15 protein-coding genes and 1 pseudogene are annotated in these 23,028 nt (G+C 72.9%); 8 read left to right on the top strand and 8 right to left on the bottom strand.

The annotated features are described in order from the left end of the window. The first annotated feature begins 2 nt into the window (after nt 1–2). Nucleotides 3–1,250, top strand: coding sequence for an alginate lyase family protein (locus KJK29_RS06675; RefSeq protein ID WP_215117777.1), 1,248 nt, complete (start codon nt 3–5; stop codon nt 1,248–1,250). A 92-nt stretch (nt 1,251–1,342) separates the two neighbouring features. Further along, nucleotides 1,343–2,947 carry a carboxylesterase/lipase family protein gene (locus KJK29_RS06670; protein WP_215117776.1) on the top strand — a complete coding sequence of 535 codons (1,605 nt, stop codon included), beginning with the start codon at nt 1,343–1,345 and terminating at the stop codon, nt 2,945–2,947. Here KJK29_RS06670 and KJK29_RS06665 read toward each other — a convergent pair. Genes KJK29_RS06665 through KJK29_RS06645 form a run of 5 tightly spaced genes read right to left on the bottom strand, consistent with a single transcriptional unit; the run spans nt 2,900 to nt 11,092 of the window. Beyond that, nucleotides 2,900–3,487, bottom strand: a complete 588-nt coding sequence (locus KJK29_RS06665; protein ID WP_251057729.1) for an SLATT domain-containing protein — start codon at nt 3,485–3,487, stop codon at nt 2,900–2,902. The two genes, KJK29_RS06670 and KJK29_RS06665, sit on opposite strands and share 48 nt — an antisense overlap. A 21-nt stretch (nt 3,488–3,508) precedes the next feature. Continuing rightward, complete coding sequence (locus tag KJK29_RS39155) at nt 3,509–4,861, bottom strand: hypothetical protein (RefSeq protein ID WP_215117775.1); 1,353 nt, start codon at nt 4,859–4,861, stop codon at nt 3,509–3,511. After that, a complete protein-coding gene (locus KJK29_RS06655) occupies nt 4,858–6,057 on the bottom strand; it encodes a tRNA nucleotidyltransferase/poly(A) polymerase family protein (protein ID WP_215117774.1) in 1,200 nt (399 codons plus the stop codon). The genes KJK29_RS39155 and KJK29_RS06655 overlap by 4 nt, the downstream gene beginning before the upstream one ends. Next, nucleotides 6,054–7,685 (bottom strand): TolB-like translocation protein, encoded by a 1,632-nt coding sequence (locus KJK29_RS06650; RefSeq protein WP_215117773.1) that lies wholly within the window; start codon nt 7,683–7,685, stop codon nt 6,054–6,056. Before KJK29_RS06650 ends, KJK29_RS06655 begins: the two co-directional genes overlap by 4 nt. After that, a complete protein-coding gene (locus tag KJK29_RS06645) occupies nt 7,682–11,092 on the bottom strand; it encodes a WD40 repeat domain-containing protein (RefSeq protein ID WP_215117772.1) in 3,411 nt (1,136 codons plus the stop codon). The genes KJK29_RS06650 and KJK29_RS06645 overlap by 4 nt, the downstream gene beginning before the upstream one ends. 288 nt (nt 11,093–11,380) lie before the next feature. Here KJK29_RS06645 and KJK29_RS06640 point away from each other — a divergent pair, with 288 nt between their 5' ends. Beyond that, nucleotides 11,381–12,883, top strand: a complete 1,503-nt coding sequence (locus KJK29_RS06640) for a hypothetical protein (RefSeq protein ID WP_215117771.1) — start codon at nt 11,381–11,383, stop codon at nt 12,881–12,883. A gap of 25 nt (nt 12,884–12,908) precedes the next feature. Here KJK29_RS06640 and KJK29_RS06635 read toward each other — a convergent pair whose 3' ends face one another. Both KJK29_RS06635 and mmuM read right to left on the bottom strand, forming a co-directional pair. Next, on the bottom strand, nt 12,909–13,967 hold the full coding sequence (locus tag KJK29_RS06635) for a LacI family DNA-binding transcriptional regulator (protein WP_215117770.1): 1,059 nt from the start codon (nt 13,965–13,967) through the stop codon (nt 12,909–12,911). Between the two features lie 148 nt (nt 13,968–14,115). Further along, the gene (gene mmuM / locus KJK29_RS06630) at nt 14,116–15,027 is read right to left on the bottom strand and encodes a homocysteine S-methyltransferase (RefSeq protein WP_215117769.1); all 912 of its coding nucleotides are present in this window, start codon (nt 15,025–15,027) and stop codon (nt 14,116–14,118) included. A gap of 128 nt (nt 15,028–15,155) precedes the next feature. Here mmuM and KJK29_RS06625 point away from each other — a divergent pair, with 128 nt between their 5' ends. The 3 genes from KJK29_RS06625 to KJK29_RS06615 are packed head-to-tail and all read left to right on the top strand — an operon-like array spanning nt 15,156 to nt 18,515. Next, nucleotides 15,156–16,538, top strand: a complete 1,383-nt coding sequence (locus tag KJK29_RS06625) for an amino acid permease (RefSeq protein ID WP_215117768.1) — start codon at nt 15,156–15,158, stop codon at nt 16,536–16,538. Nucleotides 16,539–16,547: 9 nt separating this feature from the next. Next, on the top strand, nt 16,548–17,663 hold the full coding sequence (locus KJK29_RS06620; RefSeq protein ID WP_215117767.1) for an aminoglycoside phosphotransferase: 1,116 nt from the start codon (nt 16,548–16,550) through the stop codon (nt 17,661–17,663). A gap of 24 nt (nt 17,664–17,687) precedes the next feature. After that, on the top strand, nt 17,688–18,515 hold the full coding sequence (locus KJK29_RS06615) for an MOSC domain-containing protein (RefSeq protein WP_215117766.1): 828 nt from the start codon (nt 17,688–17,690) through the stop codon (nt 18,513–18,515). Between the two features lie 3 nt (nt 18,516–18,518). Here KJK29_RS06615 and KJK29_RS06610 read toward each other — a convergent pair whose 3' ends face one another. Next, entirely contained in the window at nt 18,519–20,633 is a 2,115-nt protein-coding gene (locus KJK29_RS06610) for an autotransporter-associated beta strand repeat-containing protein (RefSeq protein ID WP_215117765.1), read from the bottom strand. A gap of 108 nt (nt 20,634–20,741) precedes the next feature. Here KJK29_RS06610 and KJK29_RS06605 point away from each other — a divergent pair. Together KJK29_RS06605 and KJK29_RS06600 are read left to right on the top strand one after the other, a co-directional pair. Continuing rightward, nucleotides 20,742–21,804, top strand: a pseudogene (locus KJK29_RS06605) (hypothetical protein). 126 nt (nt 21,805–21,930) lie between these two features. After that, nucleotides 21,931–23,028 carry a glycoside hydrolase family 43 protein gene (locus KJK29_RS06600; protein WP_215117764.1) on the top strand — a complete coding sequence of 366 codons (1,098 nt, stop codon included), beginning with the start codon at nt 21,931–21,933 and terminating at the stop codon, nt 23,026–23,028.

The following is a 23,028-nucleotide window of genomic DNA, read 5'->3' as shown; positions in this document are numbered from 1 at the left end:
ACATGAGCCGCACTTCCCCCCACACGCACCACGAGGGCGGCCGGGTGAGCCGCCGCGGTCTGCTCAAGACCGCCGGCGGCCTCACCGCGGCCCTCGCCCTCGGCGCCGGAGCCACCGCCACCACGGCGGACGCCGCCCCCGGCACCTTCACCCACCCCGGCATGCTCCACAACGCAGGCGACATCAACCGCGCCAAGGTCAGGGTCGCCGCGGGCGACGACCCCTGGCTGTCCGGCTGGAACAAGCTCGTCGCCAACTCCCACTCCCAGTCCACCTGGACCAACCGCGCCACCGCCACGATCATCCGCGGCGGCACCGGACAGAACTACGGCCTCCTCTACAACGACATCGCCGCCGCCTACCAGAACGCGCTGCGCTGGAGGGTCGGCGGCACCGAGGCCAACGCCCAGTGCGCCGCCCGGATCCTCAACGCCTGGGCGACGACCCTGACGACCGTCACCGGAAACGCCGACCGGTTCCTCGCCGCCGGCCTCTACGGCTGGCAGTTCGCCAACGCGGCCGAACTCATGCGGGACTACAGCGCGTTCGACCTCGGCGCCTTCCAGGAGATGATGGCCAACGTCTTCTACCCGCTCAACAACCAGTTCCTGACCGGCCACAACGACGCCTGCATCACCAACTACTGGGCCAACTGGGACCTGTGCAACATGGCCTCCGTCCTGGCTATCGGCATCCTCAACAACGACGGCGCCAAGTACGACCAGGCCGTGACCTACTTCAAGAACGGCGCCGGGAACGGCTCCATCAAGAACGCCGTCCCGTTCCTGTACAGCAATGTCGAGGGCTACGACCTCGGCCAGTGGCAGGAGTCCGGCCGCGACCAGGGCCACACCGTCATGGGCATGGGCCAGATGGGCGCGATCTGCGAGATGGCCTGGAACCAGGGCGAGGACCTCTACTCGTACGACGGCCGCCGCTTCATGAAGGCCGCCCAGTACGTCGCCAAGTACAACCTGAACATGGACGTGCCCTTCACCACCTACAACTGGGGCAGCGGCCAGAACTGCTCCCCGCAGTCGCAGACCGTGCCCGGCGCCGGGTCGCGCGGCCAGGTCCGACCCGTGTGGGCGATGCTCCACTACCACTACGGCAGGCGCCTGCTCCTCGACGACAAGTACATCTCCCAGATGTGCTTCTCCGTCGCCCCCGAGGGCGGAGGGGGTGACTACGGCAGCGACAGCGGCGGCTACGACCAGCTCGGCTTCGGCACCCTGATGTACGCCAAATAGCCGTCCAGCCGGCTCGTGCACCGGAATACCCGTGAGCGATGTGGTGCTCTGGTGATACCGGTGCACGAGCTCGGCGAAGGGCTGGTGGGCAGATGACGGCAGACCAGACGGATCCCGTGGTCAGGAGCCCGTACGGGGCCGTACGCGGCAGGTTCGAGCGGGGTGTGGCGGTCTTCCGCGGCATCCCGTACGCGGCGCCCCCCTTCGGCCCCCGCCGCTTCCGTCCGCCCGTCCCGCTCCCGCCCTGGGACGGCGTCCGGGACGCCGCCGCCTTCGGCCCCACCCCGCCGAAACCCCCGTACTCCGGCGCCTTCGCCCACTATCTGTCCGACCCGGTCGTGCCCGGCGACGACTGCCTCAACCTCAACGTCTGGACCCCCGACCCGTCCCCCGGAGCCCGTCTCCCGGTCCTTCTCTGGCTGCACGGCGGCGCCCTGACCAGGGGTTCCTCCGCCGTACCCGTCTACGACGGCCATGCCTTCGCCCGTGACGGGGTGGTCTGTGTCTCGGTCAACTACCGGCTGGGCGTCGAGGGCTACGGACTGTTCCCGGACACGCCCCCGAACCCCGGCCTGCGCGACCAGATAGCGGCCCTGACCTGGGTGTACGAGGCCATCGAGGCCTTCGGCGGCGACCCCGGCCGCATCACCCTCGCGGGCCAGTCCGCCGGGGCGATCAGCATCGGCGCCCTCGTCGCCGCCCCGCAGACCCAGGGGCTCGTCCGGCGGGCGATCCTGCAGAGCGGGCCGCCCGAGGCGTCCGAGCGGGCCAAGGTACGGCGGATGGTCCGCCGGATGGCCACCCGGCTGAAGATCCCCGCCACCGCCGAGGCCTTCGCCGCCGTCGACCGCGACCTGCTGCTGAGCGCCCAGGCCGAGGTGGGCAGGCTGAGCAGCCCGGTCGTCGGCGGCCCCGCCTTCGGCATCGTCGTCGACGGCGACACCGTCCCGCGCGACCCCCTTCAGGCCCTCATCGACGGCGGCGCGGCCCCCGGCGTCGAGCTGCTGATGGGCTGGACCCGGGACGAGTACCGGCTGTGGCTGGTCCCGGGCGGCCTCCTGGAGCGCGTCGACCGCCTCGGAGCCGTCGCCCTGGCCGGTGCCATGGCCCGCTGCCACTGCGGCAGCGAGGTCCCGCGCGGCTACCGCGCCCTGCACCCCGAGGCGAGCACGGCGGACCTCGTCGGCCAGCTCGTCACCGACCACCTCCTGCGCGTCCCCCTGCACCACCTGGCCGACGCCCGGACGGAACCCTCCTACGTCTACGAATTCGCCTGGCCCTCGAACCTCCCCGACCTCGGCGCCTGCCACGCGCTGGAACTCGGCTTCGTCTTCGACACCGGGGAGGTCCCCGAGGCCCGCAAACTGGCCGGGGAGGGCGCCCCGCAGGACCTGGCCGACGCGATGCACACGGCCTGGGCGCGCTTCGCCGCGGACGGCGACCCGGGCTGGGAGCGCTGGGACGAGGCCCATCCGGTGCGCGTCTTCGGAGACCGCGCCCCGGACGCCGACCACGGCGTGGCCTATACGGCGTACGGCCCCCGGGACCGCGAACTCGCCCTCTGGGCGAGCGACGCCGTCACGCCCGAGGAACCCCCGCTCGCCTCGGTCCCCGTCGACGGTTCACCCACGCGCGGTACGGAACTGCGCTCAGCCGTACGACGACTCCGCCGCTCCGGGGCGCTCCGTCGGCACTGACCGTCCCGCCGCCGGACGGTCGTGGTCCACCGCGTACGTCTGGCCGCCGCGCCCGATATTGGCCTGGGCGCGCCGGTAGGCGCGTCGGCCCGGGGGATCGGCGGCCCGGTTCTGCTCGTCCCGGCGGGCCGTCAACTCCGCCAGCACGAGCCGGGCCTCGTCGACGGGCAGCACGGGCAGGTCCACGGTCCGGGCCTGCCGGGCGGCCGTCTGCACCTCCAGATAGGCGTTGGCGCAGCCCGTGGCGTGGGACATGCGCAGCGGCGCGTTCACCGTGGTCATGACGGCGCTGATCCCGGCCGACACCAGCGCGAGGATGCCGGCGGCGATCCGCCCCGTCGACTCCACCAGCGCGGTCGTACCGGCCACCGCGGCCAGCAGACTGGTGGGGATGCCCATCATCAGATGCACGCCCCGCCAGTGCTTCGCCGTCTCGAACTGCGTCTGGGCGCTGTACATCGCGCTCTCCTCGAGCCGGCGCAGCTCGTCCGCGATCGCCGCCCGCCGGGCCCGCGCCTCCGGCTCGGGGTTCTCTGCCACTGTGTGCCTCCTCGTAGTCGGTCACCGGCGGGCGATGTCCTCCAGGCGGAGCCGGAGGGCCACGGGTACGGGATGCTCGGGCGGCAGGGCGCTCGCCGCCGTCTCCCACAGGCGCAGGGTGGCGTTCGAGGACGCGTGCAGCGAGGGCACCAGCTCGATCGCGGGCACCGTGCGCAGCGCCGCGAAGGGCACGGGTGGCTCGTCCGCGACCAGTTCGAACCGGTCCTGCGGGGCGAACAGCTCGATGACACCGAGCAGGGCGCTCTCCCGGCTGCGCAGGGCGACCCAGTACCGCTGGGGTGCCGCCTCGGCCGGGCGGAGCACGAACGGCGCCACGATGCCGTCCGAGGCGTCGATCCAGCTCTCCTCGGCCGTGCGCAGGGGTTTCGGCAGCGTCAGCGTCACCCGCACCCGGCCCCCGGGGGTGTGCTCGGCGGCGGCCTCGAACAACTCGTCCTCGGCGGTCGTCCCGTAGGAACGCTCGGTCCGCCTGGCCGCGGCGGGCAGCACGGACTCCAGGCGCAGGGACAAGGACGGGGGCCGCCCGGTCCGGGGCCCGGGGTGGAGCCGGGAGGCGACCACCCGGGCCGTGTGCCGCAGCAGCGGGTCGCGTCTGCCGAGCCGGTCGGCCAGCAGGGCGAGCCGCTGGGCGGTGTGGCCGGGGATCCTCTCCGCGGGGGCGGACAGCAGCCCCGTCAGCAGGGAGACGGCTTCATGCCGCAGGGCTGCGGGCCCCCGCCCTTCCCGCATACCGCGCTCCAGGACCGCCAGGGGACCCGCCAGCCGGGTCGCCGCGGGAGTGAACCAGTGGCGGAGTTCGAACCCGGGCGGCTCGACGGACGTGGCCCCGTCGAGCACGGCCAGCACATTGCCCGTGACGGTGTCCAGGTCGCTCCAGGGCAGCGCGTGGAAGAGCACCGGGGGCGCGGTGGTCTCGGAGGCGAGCCGGTACAGCAGGGCGTGTCTGAGGTCGAGGCTCTCCCCGGCGAGGACCCGCAGGACGTCCGGTTCGGCGGGCGGGGCCTCCCAGTGCTCCTCGATACGGGCGACCAGGTCCGTGCCGTCCGCGCTCGCGGGCAGGGGGCGGCCGTGGTCGTCCAGCTCCACATAGGAGATGCCGCGGCCGGGGTGGCTGAGCGCCAGGGCCGGGACGGCGGGGCCGCCGTCCCGCCGCGCCACCAGGCCCGTTCTGCGCCAGGCCGGGTCCTGGAACAGGGGGAGCGTGCGCGCGTCGGTCCGTTCGGCCCCGTCGTTCACCGGTCCGGTGATGCGGTGCGCTCCTTCGTCGACGCCGAGGCGGGCGACCCAGGCGGAGAGGGGGCGGTGGGGAACGGTGTCACCCGTCGAGGGAGCGTTCATCGTGGGGCCGTTCATTCGGCGCTCCCCAGCAGCGTCTTCAGCAGTCGCTCCACGCCCGCTCCCAGCGTGCTCGCCACCGCCGTCTGACGCTGCGCGGGGACGCCGCCCAGGCATTCGTGGTGCAGGGCCAGCAGCCGGTCCCATGCCTGGTCTCCTCGCTCCCGGACGTGGTCGGCCAAGTCCTCGGGGAACTCGTCGGTCCACGCGCGCAGTTCGCGCGTGTCCACCGGACCGTCGGTCTGCCAGCGTACGAGGAACTTCACCGCCCGCACCGCCAGAGCGGCCCGCACCAGCGGGTCGCCCGAGGCGCTGACGGGGACGAGGGCGCGCCCCGGTGCCGACAGATGCGGCAGGCCGCGCTCGCTCGGGTCGAGGACGAGGTGCCGCTCGAAGTCGTAGAGGACGCAGTTGACGGTGAAGTCCCGTTGCAGGCTGTCGGCGACGAGGTCGGTGCCGGTGGCCGGGAAGCGGAAGCCGCCGAGCCCGAGGCCCCGGTACTCGATGAGCGGGGTGGGCCCGCCGTCGCGGTAGACGGTGCAGACCAGGGTGTCGGGGCTCACGCGGGCCCGCAGCTCGTAGGTCTCGCCGTCCTCCTCCAGGGTCCGGCGTGCCAGCTCCGCGAAGCGGCCCGCCGGCGCGGTGCCCGTCAGATCCAGATCCCGGACCGCCTCACGGCCGTTGCCCGCCACCAGTTCCCGGGGCGCCCCACCGCTCAGCCAGAGCTCGTGCCCGGCCTCCCGTACGGTCCGGGCGATGGGGTCGAAGACCCGCCCCCAGGGCGCGGAGCCGTCGGCCAGCAGGTCGTCCACCGCCGCCGGCAGACACCGGGAGCGCCGGGCGGCGGGCACCACGGCCCGCGCCGGCAGCCGGTCGTGGGGGAGCCGTTCGTCGCCCGGCCCCGGGGGCCTGACCGTGGGCACGGGCCGTTGCGGAGGCGCGTCCGGCTGGTGATCGGCCTCGGTCAGCAGCCGGTCGTCCCGTGCCTCGGGCAGGCGACCGTCGGGCGGCTGCGCGTAGGAGAAGCCGACGACGCGCTCCCCGCGCAGTACGTCCCCCGCCATCACCGGCCCGTTCGAGGCACGTGACTCCACCGCCTCGGGGCCGGGTGCGTACGGCGGACAGCCGCGGCCGCAGAGGCAGTCCGCCGCCTCCGCCGCCGCCGAATCCGCGCCTTCCTGCTCCGGGCCCTCGATCTCGTCGGCGCACGTCACGGCGCCCACCTCCCCACCCACAGCGCCTTGCCGCCCGAACCCGTCCGCAGGTGCAGCCGCTGCTCGAAATCCGCCTCGTACACGGTGCCCTCGTAGGTGTCCTGGTCCGCCTCGGGAATGTCCAGCAGCGCGATGTCGTGGATCTGCGCGGCGGTGCAGGTGATGTCCTGCCCGGGGTGGTCGACGCAGCGGTGGGCCGCGAGCCCCGGGAACACGATGCTGTGCTCCTTGAGCCCCGGGTGGCTGCTGAGGAGCCGCACCAGGTCGCGGCGGCCCTCGGCGGTCCGCAGGGCCGCCCGGGTCTCGTCGTCGCAGTGGTCGCACAGCGCCCGCAGCGCCGCCACGTCGTCGTCCTCGGCCGCGTCCCTGATGCGCTGCGCGAGCGCCCGCAGATGGGCCGGGACCGGCTCCCCGCGGTCGGTCGTCCTCGCCACACCGGTCCGTGCGGGCTGGGGTGCCGCCTTGGGTACGGCTGCCCCGGCGCTCTCCGCCGAGGTGAACACGAACGACGACACCCGGGTACCGATGACCCGGCGCTCACCGTCCCCGTCCGTGAACTCCAGATCGCCGAGGGGCGGATGATACAACTCGTCGGGATTCTCGGGCCGGGGCCGCTCGGGCGCCAGGAGCCGCGCGGCACGGCCCTTCGCGCCGTAGCCGACCGCGAGCATGCCCGAGCCGATGTAGCGCCACGCGCCGTCGCGCAGGTAGTACGACACGAAGCGCTCGGGCGGCACGGCCTGGCATCCCGTCATCGGCCCGAACGTCGCGGTGAGGCCCTCGCCCGCCCAGGCGAGACCGGTCACGTGCAGCCGGTCCTCCAGCAGGGCGCGGGTCATCGCGACGTCGGCGGGACGCTCGGGCTCCTCGCGGCCCTTCTGCCCGTAGGCCGCGACGCGCACGCTCCCGACGTTCCAGCAGGCTCCGCCGGAGTCGTGCGAGGACCAGCCGATGCGCCGCCCGTCGGGGGACTGCACGCCCTCGCTGAACGCCGTGGGCGTCCCGGCCGGCCGGAACGGGCGGACCGTTCCGGACCGGTCGACCGCGAGCATCTGGAACTGGCCGCGGCCCGCCTTCTCCTCGGGCAGCAGGTCGGCGATCGTCACGGCGTCCCGGCCGCCGGCGGCGACCCGGGCGTAGGCCGACACCGGGGTGCTGAGCTGTGCGCGCCGGACCCGCCCGTCGGCGGTGTACAGCAGCAGCGCCTCGCCGCTGGTGTTCACCGTGGCCGCGGCGTCACCGAGGAAGCCGACTCCCCGGCAGGCGCAGGGTGTTGTCCGTTCGCGCCCCGAGGCGATGTCGAGGCGGTGCAGGCGCCGTCCGTCGGGGCTGTCGTTCTCGTCGTCGATCCAGGCCAGGGCGGAGCCGTCGGGGGACCAGCGGACATCGTCCGCCCCGGCGGTCAGTTTCGCGCCGCGCCAGGTCCGGCCGGCCGCGTCCGCCAGGACGATCTCCCGGGCCACCGGCCGGACGAAGGCGAGCACCGGCGCACCGTGCGCGGCGTTCGGCCCGTTCCCGTCGTCCGACGCGTCGTCCCCGCCGCCCGGCACGTCACAGCCCGCGCCCAGCAGCGCGGCCGCCGCCACCAGGGCCGCCGCCCGTCTCACCCCCGCGCCGAGCCGCTTCACTCCTTCACGTCCTCGCACAGCTCGATGTACGACACGGACTCGTCCACGTGCTTCTCCCACTCGTCGCGCGACAGACCGCCGTCGGTCCAGTCGCACAGGCGCTTCTCGAGGGAACCCTCGGTCATCTTCCAGATGTTGACGGCGCCCGGCTGCTTGTGCTCGCGCTGCGGAGGCAGGGAGGCCCCGGCGAGATAGGTACCGTCCGGTGACCATTTCACCTGCACCACGTCGGTGCCGTTGACGTCGCGCAGCGGCGGCATCGACTGCTGCCCGGAGTCGAGGTTGTGGACGAGGACGCGGTCTCCCATCGCCGTCGCCACCAGCCGGCCGTCCGGCGAGATCGCGCTGTCGACGGCGAGTTCACCCTCGGGCATGCGCAGGGGGTCGCCCAGCGCGGTCAGTTTCCTGCCGTCCAGCAGCCGTACGGTGCCGCTGGTCATGTCGAGGGTGACGAGCCGCGAGCCGTCCCGTGAGTACGTCACCCGCACGACGCCGGGGGCGGCGACCGAGCGCAGCTTCCGGCGGGTGACGAGGTCCACCATGACGAGCCGGGCCTCGTCCCCCTCGCCCTCGGTGAAGACACCGGTCCTGCCGTGGATCGCCATGTCCGAGGTCCCTGCCGCCAGGTCGATCGTGCCCAGGCGCCGCCAGGTCCCGGTCTGCCAGACCCCCACGTCTCCGCTGACGTGCCGAGCCACCAGCAGGCCGTGATGCGGTACGAAGTCGACCTGGGAGACGATGCGTTCGGGAAGCTCTGTGCGCTTTTTGTCCTCCTCGGGGGACATGTCGAGTTGCCGGAGATAGGTGCCGTCCCGCTTCCACAAGGTCACCGTCCCGATGCCCCGGCTCTGGCCGACGGCGGCCACGAACTTGTCGGACAGCGCGAGGGCGTTGATGTACGAGCCCGAGGCGGGGTAATCGGTGACGTGCTCGTAGGAGGCTCCCACGGCGCTGATCGTCTCGGGCACGGAGTCGAGGTCGATCGAGTAGGCACCGTAGGAGGCGTTCGTCCTGAAGTCGGTGAGCAGCAGGATGTTTCCGGGGCCGAAGACAGAGCCCGTGGACGGCTGCGCGGGGGGCAGGGCGCGGTGCACCGGGGTGTTGCCGAGCACGGTGACACGGCCCTCTCCCGCCGTCACGACCGTGCCGTCACCGGCCCGTACCGCGGCGACGGTGCGCCCGCCGCTCGGCACGGACAGCGGCGCGGAGGCGCCGTCGGGGGAGGACTGCACGGGAATCACGGCCGTGCCGCCCGGCCCGGCGATCACGACGTCGTTGGCTTCCAGCTCCATCGCCGTGGGCCGGGTGGACAGCCCGCCCAGGGGATAGGTGCTGCGCTTGCGGGCGCGGTCCCAGGCCAGGACTCCGCCACTGGTGGCCACCGTCACCACGTCCTGCGACGCCTGGACCAGTGAGGCGCCGCCGGGGACGTCCTCGGCGGGCAGGACTGTGGCCGCCTTCTTCGTGCGGAGGTTCACCGACACCACCTCGTTCGTGGTGAGCAGCAGGACCACTTGGTCCGCGCCGCCGCCGGGGCCGGCATAGGAGGGCACGACATCCGCGCTCATCGCCAGCCGGTTCGTCGTCGGCAGCCGTCCGAGCAGCGTCTTTCCCGCGACATCCCTGAGCCGCGTACAGCCGGTCACCGTGCGGCTGGCGGGTTCGATCTCGCTGACGGCGCCGTCGTCCCAGACGGTGGTGAGCCCTGACCCGTTGTCGGTGAAGCCCATCCCCACGATCTCGCTGTAGGCACCGGTACAGGACGGCGCCTTCACCGTCCCCAGCTCCTCGGGCTTGTCGCCGGAGGCATCGAACAGCCTCACGTCCCTGCCGTCATGGGCCGCGAGGATGCCCGATTCCACGCCCCGGACGAGACCGGACGCCCGCCCCTTCACCTCGGCCAGCTTCCGCCCCGACCCGGTGTCCCACACCTGGATCGTGTCGGCGATGCCCGAGGTGTACGCCCGGTGCCCGGCGTCGTCGACGGCCAGGACGCTGACGGTCCGGTCGGCCTTCCAGCTGCGCACGGTGTTGCGGTTGGTCTCCAGGACCTCCTGGATCGCGTTCTCGGCGTCCTTGTTCCCGGGGTCGATCCGGTACCCGGCGAGGGCCAGCAGACCTGCCGTGCGCGGTTCGCTGCCGCGCATGCCGACCGCCTTCGCGGCGAGTCCGGCCGCCACCGCCCGGCGGTTGTTCCGCTCGCTCTCGCCGCTGGCGAAGCCCCACGCCACGAGGGAGGCGACGAGGCCGGTCGCCAGCACCCCGGCCACCAGCCGTGAGGCCGCGCGCACGTCCAGCCGCCGGGCGGCCTTGGCGGCCTCCTCGACGGTGGCCGCGCCGACGACACTCGCCCCGCCGCCGAGGTCACGGACCTGCCGCTCGTCCCGTTCCGGTACGACGACGCGTTCGCCGTCCTCCACCACGCTGAGCTTGGCCCGGTACCCGGTCACGGACTGGATGACGCGGGTGTTCTCGGCGGACATCGCCCCGACCACGGACGTACGGGGATTGACCCTGCTCAGCCGCAGCGGCCCGAGCGGGTTGCCCCGGGTCCTGCCGAGTTCCGACAGCAGGACGGCGAAGGCCGCGCCGAAGGAGGAGTCGCCGACGTGGTCCACGGGGCCGTCCCCGCCCCGCAGCGACCACAGCACGGCGCCTTTCGGTTTCGCCGGGCGGGCGATCCGCCAGGCGTCCTCCAGCGCACTGCGGAATCCCTCATCGCCGAGGAACCCCGACATGACACGCGGATCCGGCAGCAGCCCGGAGGGCAGCCCGCGGACCAGGTCCAGCCGGAGATCGAAACGCGCTCCGATACTGCCCCGTTCGGCGAGCACCGTCAGGCCCGGCCCGCGCAGCGGCTTGGGCAGCGCCCCGTCGAGAGCGAGCAGTACGAGGGCGAGATGCGTCCGGACCGAGTCGTCCACGCTGTCCGAGGCGAGCAGCGAGGCCAGTCGCTCGCCGTGTCGCGAGTCGTCCGGCGCGGTCCACTCCGCCGTCTCCGGGCCGTTCGCCCGCGCGGCGGCGGCGCTGCGCGCCAGCCAGGACGTGCCGATGCGCAGATGGTGCCCGGCGTCGTCGGCGTCCCCGACGAGGACGAGCCCGAGGGCGGCGTAGGCCCGTAACGCGCGCGCGGCGGCCGGTTCGCCCACGACGAGGGGAGCGTCCGCGGGTTCTTCTATTCGGGTGTAGGCGGGGGCCTCGTCGAGGACGTCGTGCAACGGCGTCCGGTCGGTCAGGACTTGACGGAGCGTCGCCTTGTCGTCCCTCGCGACGCAGTCGGTGAGGAAGCCCCACAGCGGCTGGCCCTTGCCGGTGAGGGGGTCGATGAGATCCCAGGTGTCGGTCCCGGGCGGCAGGCGGTGCAGCAGTGCGCGGACCGCGGAGGGGAGCATGGGGTCTTCGGCCACGACTGCCTTTCATGACTGCACGATTTGTGGGAGGTCATCTTGGCAGCAAACAAGGGCGGAAAGCAGCCAGAAATCCCTAATTCGCAGAGGAGTCGGATTACCGGACGCACAAGCGAGATCACAAACGCATCATCAGAAGCACAAGAAACAGGAGTTTCACGGGCGAGTTGATTCGCCATCATGTGCGAGGAAAATCGAACTCCCTCTCGTGTGTGCGGAGATGTCACAAGAACTCCGAAGCTCTGTCATCCTTCCTTTCCCGGCACGGCACCCGACCGAAGGAGAGCAGTGGCCACCACGCCCCCGACCCGGCGTCCCCGGCAGCTTCTGTGCCTGCTCAGCGCCGTGCTCCTGCTCTCGTCCTGTCAGGGAGGACGCGACGACGACCGGTCCGGCCCCGACACGGCCGGCGCGCAATGGCGCCAGATTCCCCTCACCGACCTGCCGCCCGACTTCTTCGGGATGTCGGAACCCGCACTCGTCGGGGCGAAGGACGGATTCCTTCTCGCGGCCCGCCCGCAGAGCGGCAACGCGCAGATATACCGCTCCACGGACGGAATCGCATGGCGCCGGTCCCGGCCCTCGGAGCAGCAGATGTCGGCGAGCGTCCTGGCCGAGCACGAGGGCGAGGTCATCGCCGCCGGGTCCCTCTTCCGGGACGGGGAGACTTTCCCCGCGGCCATCCGCTACCGCGGAAAAGGCCGGTGGGAAAAGGCGGAACACCTGCCGAAGGCGGACTCCTCCGACATCGTGCTGGCGGCGGCCCGGGGGCCGCACGGCACCGTCGTGGTCGGACACGACGGCGGGCCGTTCGAACCGAACACCGAGCAGAAGAGGGGCCGCAGTCTGCGGGTCTGGACCGCCGCGGACCAGGGCTCCTTCGCCGCTCCGCACGACGTCGGCTGCCCCCAGTGGCCCGACCGGGCCCCCGAGGTCGCCGCCCTCGCCGACGAGGACGGGTTCACGGTGTGGGCGAAGTGCACCGACCCCTGGGGCACTTCGGCCGTCACCCTGCACAGCTCCGACGGCGCGACCTGGCGCAGACAGGCCGATCCGCCCCGGCCCCTGGCCCTGCGCGCGGGCACGGCCGGCGCGTCGGGCGGGGCCCGGGGCGAGGGCCGCACGGTCGGCCATGTCGTCGCGGTGCGCGGCGGATTCCTGGCCCTCGGTTCCGCCGAGACGGCCACCAGCAGCACCGGCGCCCTGTGGTCCTCGGCGGACGGCCGGAGCTGGACCAAGTCGACGGGCGGCAAGGACGGCTTCCGGCAGTCGGTGCGGCTGGACGCCGCCGCCGAGTACGGGGGCACCCTCCTCGCCTTCGGCACCGACCCGGAACCGGACGGCCACCCGCCCGCCCGCACCCGGGTCTGGATCGGCACCCCCGAGGGCCGCGCCCCGAAGCCGATCCCCACGAAGGGCGAGGGACTGAAGGCTCTCACCGGCACCTGGACCTGGGCCCAGGGCTCGCTGAAGGTCACCGCTCAGGGCGAGTTCACCTACCGCCACCGGCTCATGAGCGACTGCACCACCGACGCCCCGCCCTGCGATGACCCGGCCACCGCCACCTGGGGCGGCGTCGTCACCGGCACCGTGAAGGAAGGTCCCCGGGGAGCCCTGCGCGGCAAGGTGCTCAGCTCCAACACCCGCGAACTGGGCCACACTCCGGGCGACGCGGCCACCATCGCCCGCATCCCCTACGGCGCGGTCAGCCTCACCATCGGAGACTCCGTGGCGGGCATCTTCTGCACACCCGGCTTCTACGACAACCGCTGCACCGACGTACACGGCTGACCCGGCCCCGCGCCTCCCGGGGGAGTCACCGGGCCGGGGGCGGTCCCACCGAGTCCCGCACCACCACGTGCGTGCCCAGCAGCAGGTGCTCGTCCGCGCCGCCCGGGGTGTGTTCGAGGGCCGTGCGGACGGCGAGACGGCCCAGTTCCTCGTAGGGGACGTGGACCGTCGTCAGGGCGGGATGCAGATCGCGGGCGAAGGGGATGTCGTCGTAGCCGGCGAGGGAGACATCGCCCGGGACGGACAGACCGGCCTCGTGCAGGGCGGTGAGGGCGCCCGCCGCGACCATGTCCGTGGCGGCCACGACGGCCGTGAAGTCGAGGTCGTCCTGGAGCGCCTGCCGCATCAGGCGGTGGCCCGCGTCGCGTGTGAAGTCGCCGTGCAGGACGAGGGACTCGTCGGGGGTGAGGCCCCGGGCCCGGTGCGCGGCGAGGTAGCCGCGTTCACGGCCCAGGGCCGTGGTGTGGTCCGCCCGGCCACCGAGGAACAGCACCCGGCGATGCCCCTGCGCGAGCACATGGGCGACCAGGGTGTAGGCGCCGCCCTCGTTGTCGTACTCGATGACCGTCACCGGGGCCCCGGGGTCCAGCGGCGGCCGGCCGCACAGCACCAGGCGCGAACCGGCCGAGGCCAGGGAGTCCGCCATGCGGTGGGTGCGTTCGCGGTACTCGGGGGTGTCGGCGCTGCCGCCGACCAGGATCACCGCGGCGGCCCGCTGGGCGCGCATCATCTCGACGAACTCCAACTCGTGCCGGACATCGCCCTCCGTGCTGCACACCAGGCAGAGATGGCCGAGCCGGGTCGCCTCGCGCTCCACGCCGTGGGCCATGTGCGCGAACGACGGGCCGGTGATGTCCTCCAGCACGAAGGCGAGGGTGGGCGTGCCGACACCGGCGATCGCCTTCGCCCGCGCGTCGGCCACATAGTCCAGGTCACGGACCGCCCGCAGCACGCTCCCGCGGGTCGCCGCGCTCACCGGATACACACCGCCGAGCACCCGGGACACCGTCGACGCCGAGACGCCCGCGCGCAGCGCCACGTCCCGGATGGTGCTGCGGCTCGCGTCCCCGCTCTTCCTCGTCATGCCTGCCTCGTCTCTCCCGGGCACCGGCCCGCACCCGCCCCCTCGGGAGCTGCGGCAACGCCATGGCAACCGGTTCCCATGGACGGAGGCTAGCAGTGGCCGGGGGAGGGGAGGAGGGGTGTGCGCGCACTGGTGCCGGGCTTCCCGGCTACGCCGCGCCCAGCGTCCCCGCGATCCCCGAGATCGCCTCCGGCCCCACCCGGCAGCACCCGCCGATCAGCCGGGCACCCGCCTGCTGCCAGCCCGTCACCTGGTCCGCGGTGAACCGGGATCGTCCGGTCCAGGCGCGGGCCCCGGCGTCCCAGGTCTCGCCGCTGTTGGGGTAGACGACCACCGGCTTGCCGGTGACCCGGGCCGCGGTCGAGGCGGCGGCGTCCACGTCCTCGGGCGCGCAGCAGTTCACACCGACGGCGATGACCTCGTCCGCGTCGGCGGCCAGGGCGAAGGCCTCCTCCAGCGACTGCCCGGCATGCGTGCGGCCACCGGCGACGGAGTACGTCAGCCAGGCCGGCACCCCGAGCCCGCGCACCGCCCGCAGCAGCGCCGCGGCCTCGTCGGCGTCGGGGACCGTCTCCAAGGCGAGGACGTCCGGGCGGGCCGCCGCCAGCACCTCCAGACGCGGGCGGTGGAAACGCTCCAGTTCGTCGATCGTGAGCCCGTAGCGGCCCCGGTACTCCGAGCCGTCCGCGAGCATCGCGCCGTAGGGCCCCGCCGAGGCCGCCACCCACAGGGGCCGCGAGACGCGCGCCCGGCGAGCCGCCTCCCGCGCCGACTCCACGCTGAGCGCCATGAGTTCGGCCGCCCGGTCGTGGCCGATCCCGCGCTTGGCGAAGCCCTCGAAGGTGGCCTGGTAGCTGGAGGTGATCGCCACGTCCGCGCCCGCCCGGAAGTAGGCCAGGTGCGCCTCGGTGATCGCCTCCGGCTGTTCGGCGAGCAGCCGCGCCGACCACAGCTCGTCGCTCAGGTCGTGCCCGGCGGATTCGAGCTGATTGGACATGCCGCCGTCGAGGACGACCGTCCCGGCGGCGAGGGCTTCGGCGAGGGTGATGGTGCTCGTCATAGGCACGACGGTAATCGAGATCCGGCGGCGGAACCCAGCCGATTGTGTCCAGCACATGAACAGGTCGACCACCATGTGGGATGGCGGTTACGATCAGGACCCTCCCCCTCCGCTTGTCAGGAACGCTCATGACCGTCCCCAGCCCCACCGAGGCCGCCGAGCCCGCCGAACCGGCCACCCCGGCGGCCCCCGCTCCCCGCCGCACCTTCGGCCTCGCGGCCGCCACGGCACTCGTCATGGGCAACATCATCGGCGGCGGCATCTTCGCCCTGCCCGCCACCGTCGCCCCCTATGGCACGATCAGCCTGCTCGCCTTCGTCGTGCTCTCGGTGGGGGCCGTGGCGCTCGCGCTGCTCTTCGGCAAGCTGGCCCGGCGCAGCCCGGTCACCGGCGGTCTCTACGTCTACCCGCGCGACGCGTTCGGCGAGTTCGCCGGGTTCCTGTCGGCCTGGTCGTACTGGACGATGTGCTGGGTCAGCATCGCCGCCCTGGCCGTCGCGGTCGTCGGCTACGTCGACGTCCTGATACCCCTGCACGGCAACCACGCCCTGCAGGCCGTCGTCGCCCTGGCCGCCCTCTGGCTGCCCGCCGCCGCCAACTTCGCGGGCACGCGCTGGGTCGGCACGGTGCAGGTCGTCTCGACGATCCTGAAGTTCGTACCGCTCCTGCTGCTCGCCACGATCGGGCTGTTCTTCGTCGACACGGACAACTTCGGCCCGTTCAACGCCTCCGGCCAGAGCGTCTCGGGGGCGCTGGCCGCCTCCGCCGCGCTGCTGCTGTACAGCTTCCTCGGGGTGGAGTCGGCCGCCGTCAGCGCGGGCGAGGTCCGCGACCCGGAGCGCACGGTCGGCCGGGCGAGCGTCCTCGGCACCCTGGCCTCGGCCCTGGTCTACATCCTCGGCACGATCGCCGTCTTCGGCCTCGTCCCGCACGACCGGCTCGTCGACTCCGGCGCCCCCTTCGCCGACGCCGTCAACGCCATCACCGGCAGCTCCTGGGGCGGCACCGCCATCGCCCTGGTCGCCGTCGCCTCGATCACCGGCTGCCTCAACGGCTGGATCCTCATGGCCGCGCAGATGCCGTACGCCGCCGCCCGCGACGGTCTCTTCCCCGCGCCGTTCGCGAAGCTCGGCAAGGGCGGTGTCCCCGGCTTCGGCGTGTGGGCCTGCGCGGTCCTCGGCACGCTCCTCATCGGCCTCAACTACACGGCCGGCCCGGACACCACCTTCCGCGTCCTCGTCCTGATCACCACGTTCACCGGCTGTGTGCCGTATCTGCTCTCGGCGGCGGCCCAGCTCTACTGGCTGGCCCGGGGCTCGCGCGAGCGCGTCCGCCCCGCGGGTCTCACCCGCGACCTGATCGTGGCGGCCCTCTCCTTCGGCTTCTCCTTCTGGCTGATCGCGGGCGCCGGGTACGCGGCCGTCTACCAGGGTGTGCTGTTCCTGTTCGCCGGGATTCCGGTGTACGTGTGGCTGCGCGGACGCAAGGACACGGCGGAGGCGTCGGCATAGCATCGGGGGATGCCCGAGGTCGCTGTCGCTGATGCCGAAGTACGTGAGGTCCTGGGAGTCCCGGCCGGGAAGGCGGTGTTCGAACCGCTCCCGCACAACCCGTACAACGGCGTCACGGCCGGGGTGTGGAGGGTCACCGGAGGCGACCGCTCGGCCGTCGTGAAGGTGCTGACGCGCACGAAGGAGACCAGCGTCGCCTGGTCCGCCTCCAACGACCCCCGGCACTGGAACTTCTGGCGCCGCGAGGCCTACGTCTACCGCTCCGGGCTCGCCCAGGTCTGGCAGCGGCACGGCATCCGCGCGCCCCGGCTGCTGGCCTGCGTCGACCGCCCCGACGGCGATGTGGCGCTGTGGCTGGAGGACGTACCGGGTGAAGCGGCGACGACCTGGCCGCTCGCCCGGCACATCGAGCACGCCCACCGGCTCGGCGCCGCGCAGGGCGCGACGGGAGCGGGGGAGGACCAGCCGTGGCTGTCCCGGTCCTTCCTGCGCGACTACGTCTCAGGGAGGACGGCGAACCACGACCTCCTCGACGACGACGAGGCCTGGCGGCACCCCCTGGTCCGGGAGCACTTCCCGGCGGGCCTACGCGCCGACATGGTCCGCCTCCACCAGGACCGCGAGTGGTTCCTCACGGTCATGGAGTCCCTGCCCCGCACCTTCTCCCACCTCGACCAGTGGCCGGCCAACGTCCGCTCCGACGGCCCCGACAGCGTCCTGTTCGACTGGGCGTTCGCCGGCGAAGGAGCGCTCGGCGAGGACCTCGGCAACTACCTCCCCGACTCCGTCTTCGACCTCTTCGTCCCCGCCGCCGACCTCCCCGGCCTGGCCAAGGCGGCCTACGACGCCTATGTGCACGGCCTGCGCGAGAGCGGCTGGCACGGCGACGAACGACTCGTACGGCTCGGCGTGTGCGCCTCCGCCGTGAAGTACGACTGGCTCACCGCGCTGATGCTGGCCCGGGCCGACGACGAGCAGACGGACTACGGCGGCGCGGGCACCGTCCCCGCCGCACTCCGCTACCGCGAACGCGGCCTGACCCTCGCCTTCCTCGCCGACTGGGCGGCCGAGGCCCGGCTGCTGGCTCCCCGAGTCGGCTTTCCCGAGCCGCCCAGCGGACGCTGACGGCAGACGGAAGGGGGGGGAAGCATGGCACGCGTGGTCGAGTTGACGTACTACCCCCTCAAGGGGTGCGCCGGGACATCGGTCCGGGAGGCGCTGCTGACGCCCGCCGGACTGGCAGACGACCGCAGCTTCATGGTGGTCAGCGAGGAGGGCGTGTACCGGACGCAGCGCCGAGACCCCCGCCTCGCCCTCATCCGGCCCGCTGTCACCGCCGACGGCGCTCACCTCACGCTCCGGGCACCAGGACTTCGGGCCCTGCACCTGAGCGTGGACGCCTCCGGCACCCGGCAGAAGGTCGACCTGTTCGGTGACACCTTCCAGGGCATCGACCAGGGCGATGAGGCGGCCGCCTGGCTCTCGGACGTGCTCGGCGCCCGGAGCCGGCTCGTGCGCGTACCGCCGGAGCACGACCGGGTGACCGACGGCATGACACCGGGCACCTCCGGCTATGCCGACAGCTGCGCCTTGCACGTCCTCTCCCGCTCCACCCTCGACCTGCTCAACCGGAGACTGGCCGAGCGCGGAGAACGCCCGCTGCCCATGGACCGCTTCCGCCCCAACCTCGTCATCGACGGCTGGGACGACCCCCACACCGAGGACCGCGCCCACCGCATCCGCGTCGGCGACACCGAACTGGGCTATGCGAAGCTCGCCATCCGCTGCGCGGTCACCCTGGTCGACCAGCACTCCGGAACCAGGGCGGGCCCGGAACCCCTGCGCACCCTCGCCGGCTACCGGCGCGCCTCCCAGGGCGGCATCGCCTTCGGCACGAAGTACGCGGTCCTGCGGCCCGGCAAGGTGTCGGTCGGCGACGAAGCGGTGGTCACGTCGTGGGGCGAGTCCGAGGTGTGAGCCTCACCGGCGAGCCCGGCCCGCATGACGTCCGCCGCCCCGCCGCCCCCGCCCCCGCCCGCGCCGCGTCGCCATCGGTACGGCGAGGCTGACGACGAGGGCCAGGCCGAGCGCGTAGGGCCACCAGCCGAAGCCGATGTTCTCCGAGGCGCCGGCGCTGCGGGGCGTCACCGTGTCGGAGGCGGGCGAGTCCGGCGCGGTGGGGGACGGGACCGGGGTGGCGGTGGCCGCTGTCAGGGCGATGTCGTTGCCGTCACCGGCGCGGTAGCTGATGCGGTAGGTGGTGCCGGCCAGCTTCAGCCGGGCGCCCTCCTTCAGGCCGGTGAAGGTTCCCGAGGGCTTGGAGCGGCCCTGGTTGTCGAGCACGGGGATCACCCGAGCGGTCCGCTTCCCGGCCGCCGGCACATCGAGGTCTCCGGACAGCCGTACCGCGCCCGTCACCTTCAGTGGCTTCTCCCGCAGGAGCAGGGAGCCTTTCGCGCCCTGCGTGTAGGGGCCGTCGACGGTGAGGCCGGTCGTGACGGTTCCCTCGTTGGTGACCGCCCCTTGCACTGTGCCCTTGCCGCTCAGGGTGGTCGAGACGTGCAGGCCCGCCCGGCCCGTGTCCAGGCGGGCTCCGGCCGAGGTGAGCCGGATCGCCTTGCTCCGGGCGAGTGTGGCGCCTTCGCGCAGGGCCAGTGTGCCCCGGGAGACCGTGGTCGGCCCGGTGTACGTCACCGCGCCGCCCGTGAGGGTCGTTGTGGCCGCGCCCGACTGGGTGAGCGAGCCGCTGCCGCCGACGCGGGACAGGGTGAGGGGCTGGTCCGTGTTGCGCAGGACGAGGGAGCCGTTGTTGACGACCTCGGAGCGGGCGCCTCGCGTGTACAGACCGCCGTCGCCGCCGCGCTTCCCGCTGCCGAGGCGCAGGACCGCGCCCTTCTCGACCGTGGTGGAGCCGTCGTAGTGCTGGACGGCCGCGAAGGTCACGTCGTTGCCGGGAGTTCCGGCGATGACGATGTCACCGGCTCCGGGGGCGGAGAGCGAGTCGTGGAACCGGCCGCCGCCGATGGGGGCGCCGAGCGTCACCGGGCCGTTGTAGTCGAAGGTGAGCCTCGAACGCTCCCGGGCCGCGAGGAGGTTGATGTACACGGTCTCCGCCGTGCCCGGCATGAAGATCCTGTTCGTGGTGCCGTCGCCCCACCGGACGTTCGCGCCCTTGATGTTGGTGCCGCGCTTGTTCACGTTCTTTCGGGCGGGCGTCCAGTTCAGGGCGGGGTCGCTGAGCGAGGGGTCGGTGTCGCCGCCCCGGTCCGACCAGCTGTACTGCCCGGTCAGGACGACCTTGCCGCCCGGCCGCGACTGGACGTTGATGTCGCTGCCGTACTCGCGCTGGTAGAAGTCCATGCCCATCGTGACGGTCTGCCCCAGCGGGGTGTCCACGGTGAAGGTGCCCTGGTTGAGGAGCTTGCGCAGGCGCGGCAGCGAGGTCGCGTACTCCGGTCGCCCGGCGTTCACCTGTGTGCCGTTGTCGATCACCCCGGAGAAGGAGTGGGCCCCCGACAGGTCCCAGGTGCCCCAGAGGAAACGCGGCTGGCTGATCAGCCCGGAGCCGCTGATGGTGCCCAGGTTGTAGGCGCTCCTCAGGGCGAGCCGCAGGGTGCCGTCGACCCGGATGTTGTCCTGGTTGAGCCGGAACGCCGGTGTGCCGTAAGGGAAGTGGCCGATGAGCCCGGTCGTGCCCCCGTCGCCGTACTGGAGGGTCGCCCCGCGCTCCACGGTGATCGCGGGCGGGTCGGGTCGGGCCACGGTCACATACGGGTGGTTCCCGCCGAGCGTCCGCACGGTCTGCCGCTGCCGGGACCGGGGCAGCGTGACGTCACTGTCCCTGGTGAGGACCAGTGTCCCGCTGCCCCGCACGGTCAGCGTCCCCTCACCCCGGAACACGCCGTCGTACGTCGTCGTCCCGGGCGGCACGGCGACGACCGTGTCCCCGGCGAGCGTCACATCCCGCCCGGCGAGCACGGCGCCCGTGACATCCCGGGGACCGTCGGCCGCCGCCGGGGGAGCGGTGACGAGGGGCACGACCGCCGCGAGGACGCCGACGGCCGCTGCTGTGGTGTGGGTGGTGAGGCTGCGCACATCACCGGAGACGGGGGCGGCGGGCGCCGATAACAGAAATTGGGTTGGCGACCTGTGGCCGCGCCGCGATACTCCCCCTGACCAGGGGGAGAGCAAGGGGGAGGCCAATTGCCCGTGTTCGGGTGTACGCGATGCGGCGCCGAGCTGACCGTGCCCGTGTCGCGGGTGGCGCTTCCCGACCACGCCCGTCAGACCTACAGCCATGAGCTGCTCCCCGCCCTGATGGAATCGGGCACCTACGCCGTCGAACCCGAACCCTTCGGACCGCCCTGGCGGCAGTGGAGCGAGGTCGCGGCGCAAGAGTCCTCGGCCCGGGGCGTGTTCGCGCCCGTACCCGCGCTGTCCTTCGGGTCGCCCGGCGCGATCGTCGTCGCGCCCGGTGATGTGCGCGGCACCGTTCTCATCCCCGGGCGATGCGAGGGCTACTGCCTGGGGCTGGACGGGAGCAGCGGCCCCAACCTGGCCTGCGCCCGGTGCGGACGGCCCGTCGCGACACGCGTCGACGACTGCACGCTCTGGCAGGCGGTGTGGCTCGACCCGGACGCCGTTCACCCCCTCACCGCCGACGCACCCGCTCTCCCGGCGGACTGGGCGGCGCTGGGCCGGGAGTACGAGGCCGTCCCGCCCGTCGAGCAGGGCGGGTGGTGGGATCCCCGCTGGGAGGCGGCCCTCGGATCGGCCCTGGCCCACCTGCTGGCCGCCGCGGTGGGCACACCGGTGAGCGTTCCCGACGGTCTCCTCGCCGAGACGCTGGGCCGAGCGCTCGATCTGCTGCTCCCGCACAAGCGTGCACCGAGGAAAGACGGCCGCCCTCGCCGGACCGGGCCTGCCCGCCCTCGACCCCGCCCCCGACATCGCCCTCGTCCCCCGGCACCCGCGCACCGGCGAGGTGTGGCAGGCACCGCCCGGCGTCGCGCACACCGTGCCCGTGCCCGCCGGCGTGTGGCTCCACCTGGCCCTTGAGCCCGCGCAGTTGCCCACGCCCACCAGCGGCCGCCTGCCCGACGGAGTCGAGCGCGACGATCCCCTGCCCCTGCGCCCACGGTCGCTGTTCCGGCCCGACCCGCGCATCCTCCTCCACACACTGGCCCGATTGCCCGCCGTCCGCGAGCCATGGCTGCGCGCGATCCACGACCGAGTGGACAAGTACCCGTACCGCCGCCCCTTCTGAGGCCCGGCCGTCTTCGTCCCGTCAGACCCGTTGACCTCCCCGTGACACACCCTTACCTTTTCGGCGTTCGTAATGACAGATGGTGTTCGAAATATCAGACAACGCCAGTGAGAGGCAGCCCCCCGCATGAGCCGCGAACGCGACCACGCCCTGCCCGAACCCCCCAGCCGCAGACTTCTGCTGAAGGGTGCCGCAGCCGCCGGCGCCCTGGCCGCCGTGCCCGTCGTCCCCGGTGTGGCCCAGGCCGCCGCGCCGGTGAGGCGCCCGAAGCCGGCGCCCTTCGAGAACCCGCTCGTCCGCAACCGGGCCGATCCGCACATCCACCGGCACACGGACGGCTTCTACTACTTCACCGCCACCGCCCCCGAGTACGACCGCATCATCCTGCGCCGCTCCCGCACCCTGAACGGCCTCGGCACGGCCGACGAGTCCGTCATCTGGCGTGCCCACCCCACCGGGAACATGGGCGCGCACATCTGGGCGCCCGAACTGCACCGCATCGGCGGCAAGTGGTACATCTACTTCGCCTCCGCGCCCGCCGAGGACGTCTGGGCGATCCGCATCTGGGTCCTGGAGAACGCCCACCCCAACCCCTTCCAGGGCACCTGGGTGGAGAAGGGCCAGGTCAAGACGGCCTGGGAGACCTTCTCCCTGGACGCCACCACCTTCACCCACCGGGGCTCCCGCTACCTCGCCTGGGCGCAGCACGAGCCCGGCATGGACAACAACACCGGCATCTTCCTCTCCGAGATGGCGAACCCCTGGACCCTCACGGGCCCGCAGGTGCGGCTCTCCACCCCGGAGTACGACTGGGAGCGCATCGGCTACAAGGTCAACGAGGGCCCCTACGTGCTGAAGCGCAACGGCCGCCTCTTCATGACCTACTCGGCCAGCGCCACCGACTCCCACTACTGCGTGGGCCTGCTGACCGCCGACGCCGACAGCCACCTCCTGGACCCCGTCAGCTGGGCCAAGTCGCCGACCCCGGTCTTCACCAGCAACGACACCACCAAGCAGTACGGCCCCGGCCACAACTGCTTCACGGTCGCCGAGGACGGCCGCACCGACGTCCTCGTCTACCACGCCCGCCAGTACAAGGACATCAACGGCGACCCCCTGAACGACCCCAACCGCCACACCCGCATCCAGAAGCTCGGCTGGAAGCCGGACGGCACCCCGGACTTCGGCATCCCCGTCGCCGACACGGCCCCGGCGGGTGAGTGA

Origin of the sequence: Streptomyces koelreuteriae (assembly GCF_018604545.1) — a bacterium.
GTDB lineage: Bacteria > Actinomycetota > Actinomycetes > Streptomycetales > Streptomycetaceae > Streptomyces > Streptomyces koelreuteriae.
The sequence above is the reverse complement of the archived record's forward strand: the minus strand, read 5'-3'. Positions and strand labels throughout refer to the sequence as shown.

Coding starts and splice junctions, on each gene's coding strand:
- mmuM (WP_215117769.1), bottom strand. CDS start 15,027: ATGACGAGCACCATCACCCTCGCCGAAGCCCTCGCCGCCGGGACGGTC.
- KJK29_RS06635 (WP_215117770.1), bottom strand. CDS start 13,967: ATGACGAGGAAGAGCGGGGACGCGAGCCGCAGCACCATCCGGGACGTG.
- KJK29_RS06620 (WP_215117767.1), top strand. CDS start 16,548: ATGCCCGAGGTCGCTGTCGCTGATGCCGAAGTACGTGAGGTCCTGGGA.
- KJK29_RS06675 (WP_215117777.1), top strand. CDS start 3: ATGAGCCGCACTTCCCCCCACACGCACCACGAGGGCGGCCGGGTGAGC.
- KJK29_RS06600 (WP_215117764.1), top strand. CDS start 21,931: ATGAGCCGCGAACGCGACCACGCCCTGCCCGAACCCCCCAGCCGCAGA.
- KJK29_RS06625 (WP_215117768.1), top strand. CDS start 15,156: ATGACCGTCCCCAGCCCCACCGAGGCCGCCGAGCCCGCCGAACCGGCC.
- KJK29_RS06615 (WP_215117766.1), top strand. CDS start 17,688: ATGGCACGCGTGGTCGAGTTGACGTACTACCCCCTCAAGGGGTGCGCC.
- KJK29_RS06670 (WP_215117776.1), top strand. CDS start 1,343: ATGACGGCAGACCAGACGGATCCCGTGGTCAGGAGCCCGTACGGGGCC.
- KJK29_RS39155 (WP_215117775.1), bottom strand. CDS start 4,861: ATGAACGGCCCCACGATGAACGCTCCCTCGACGGGTGACACCGTTCCC.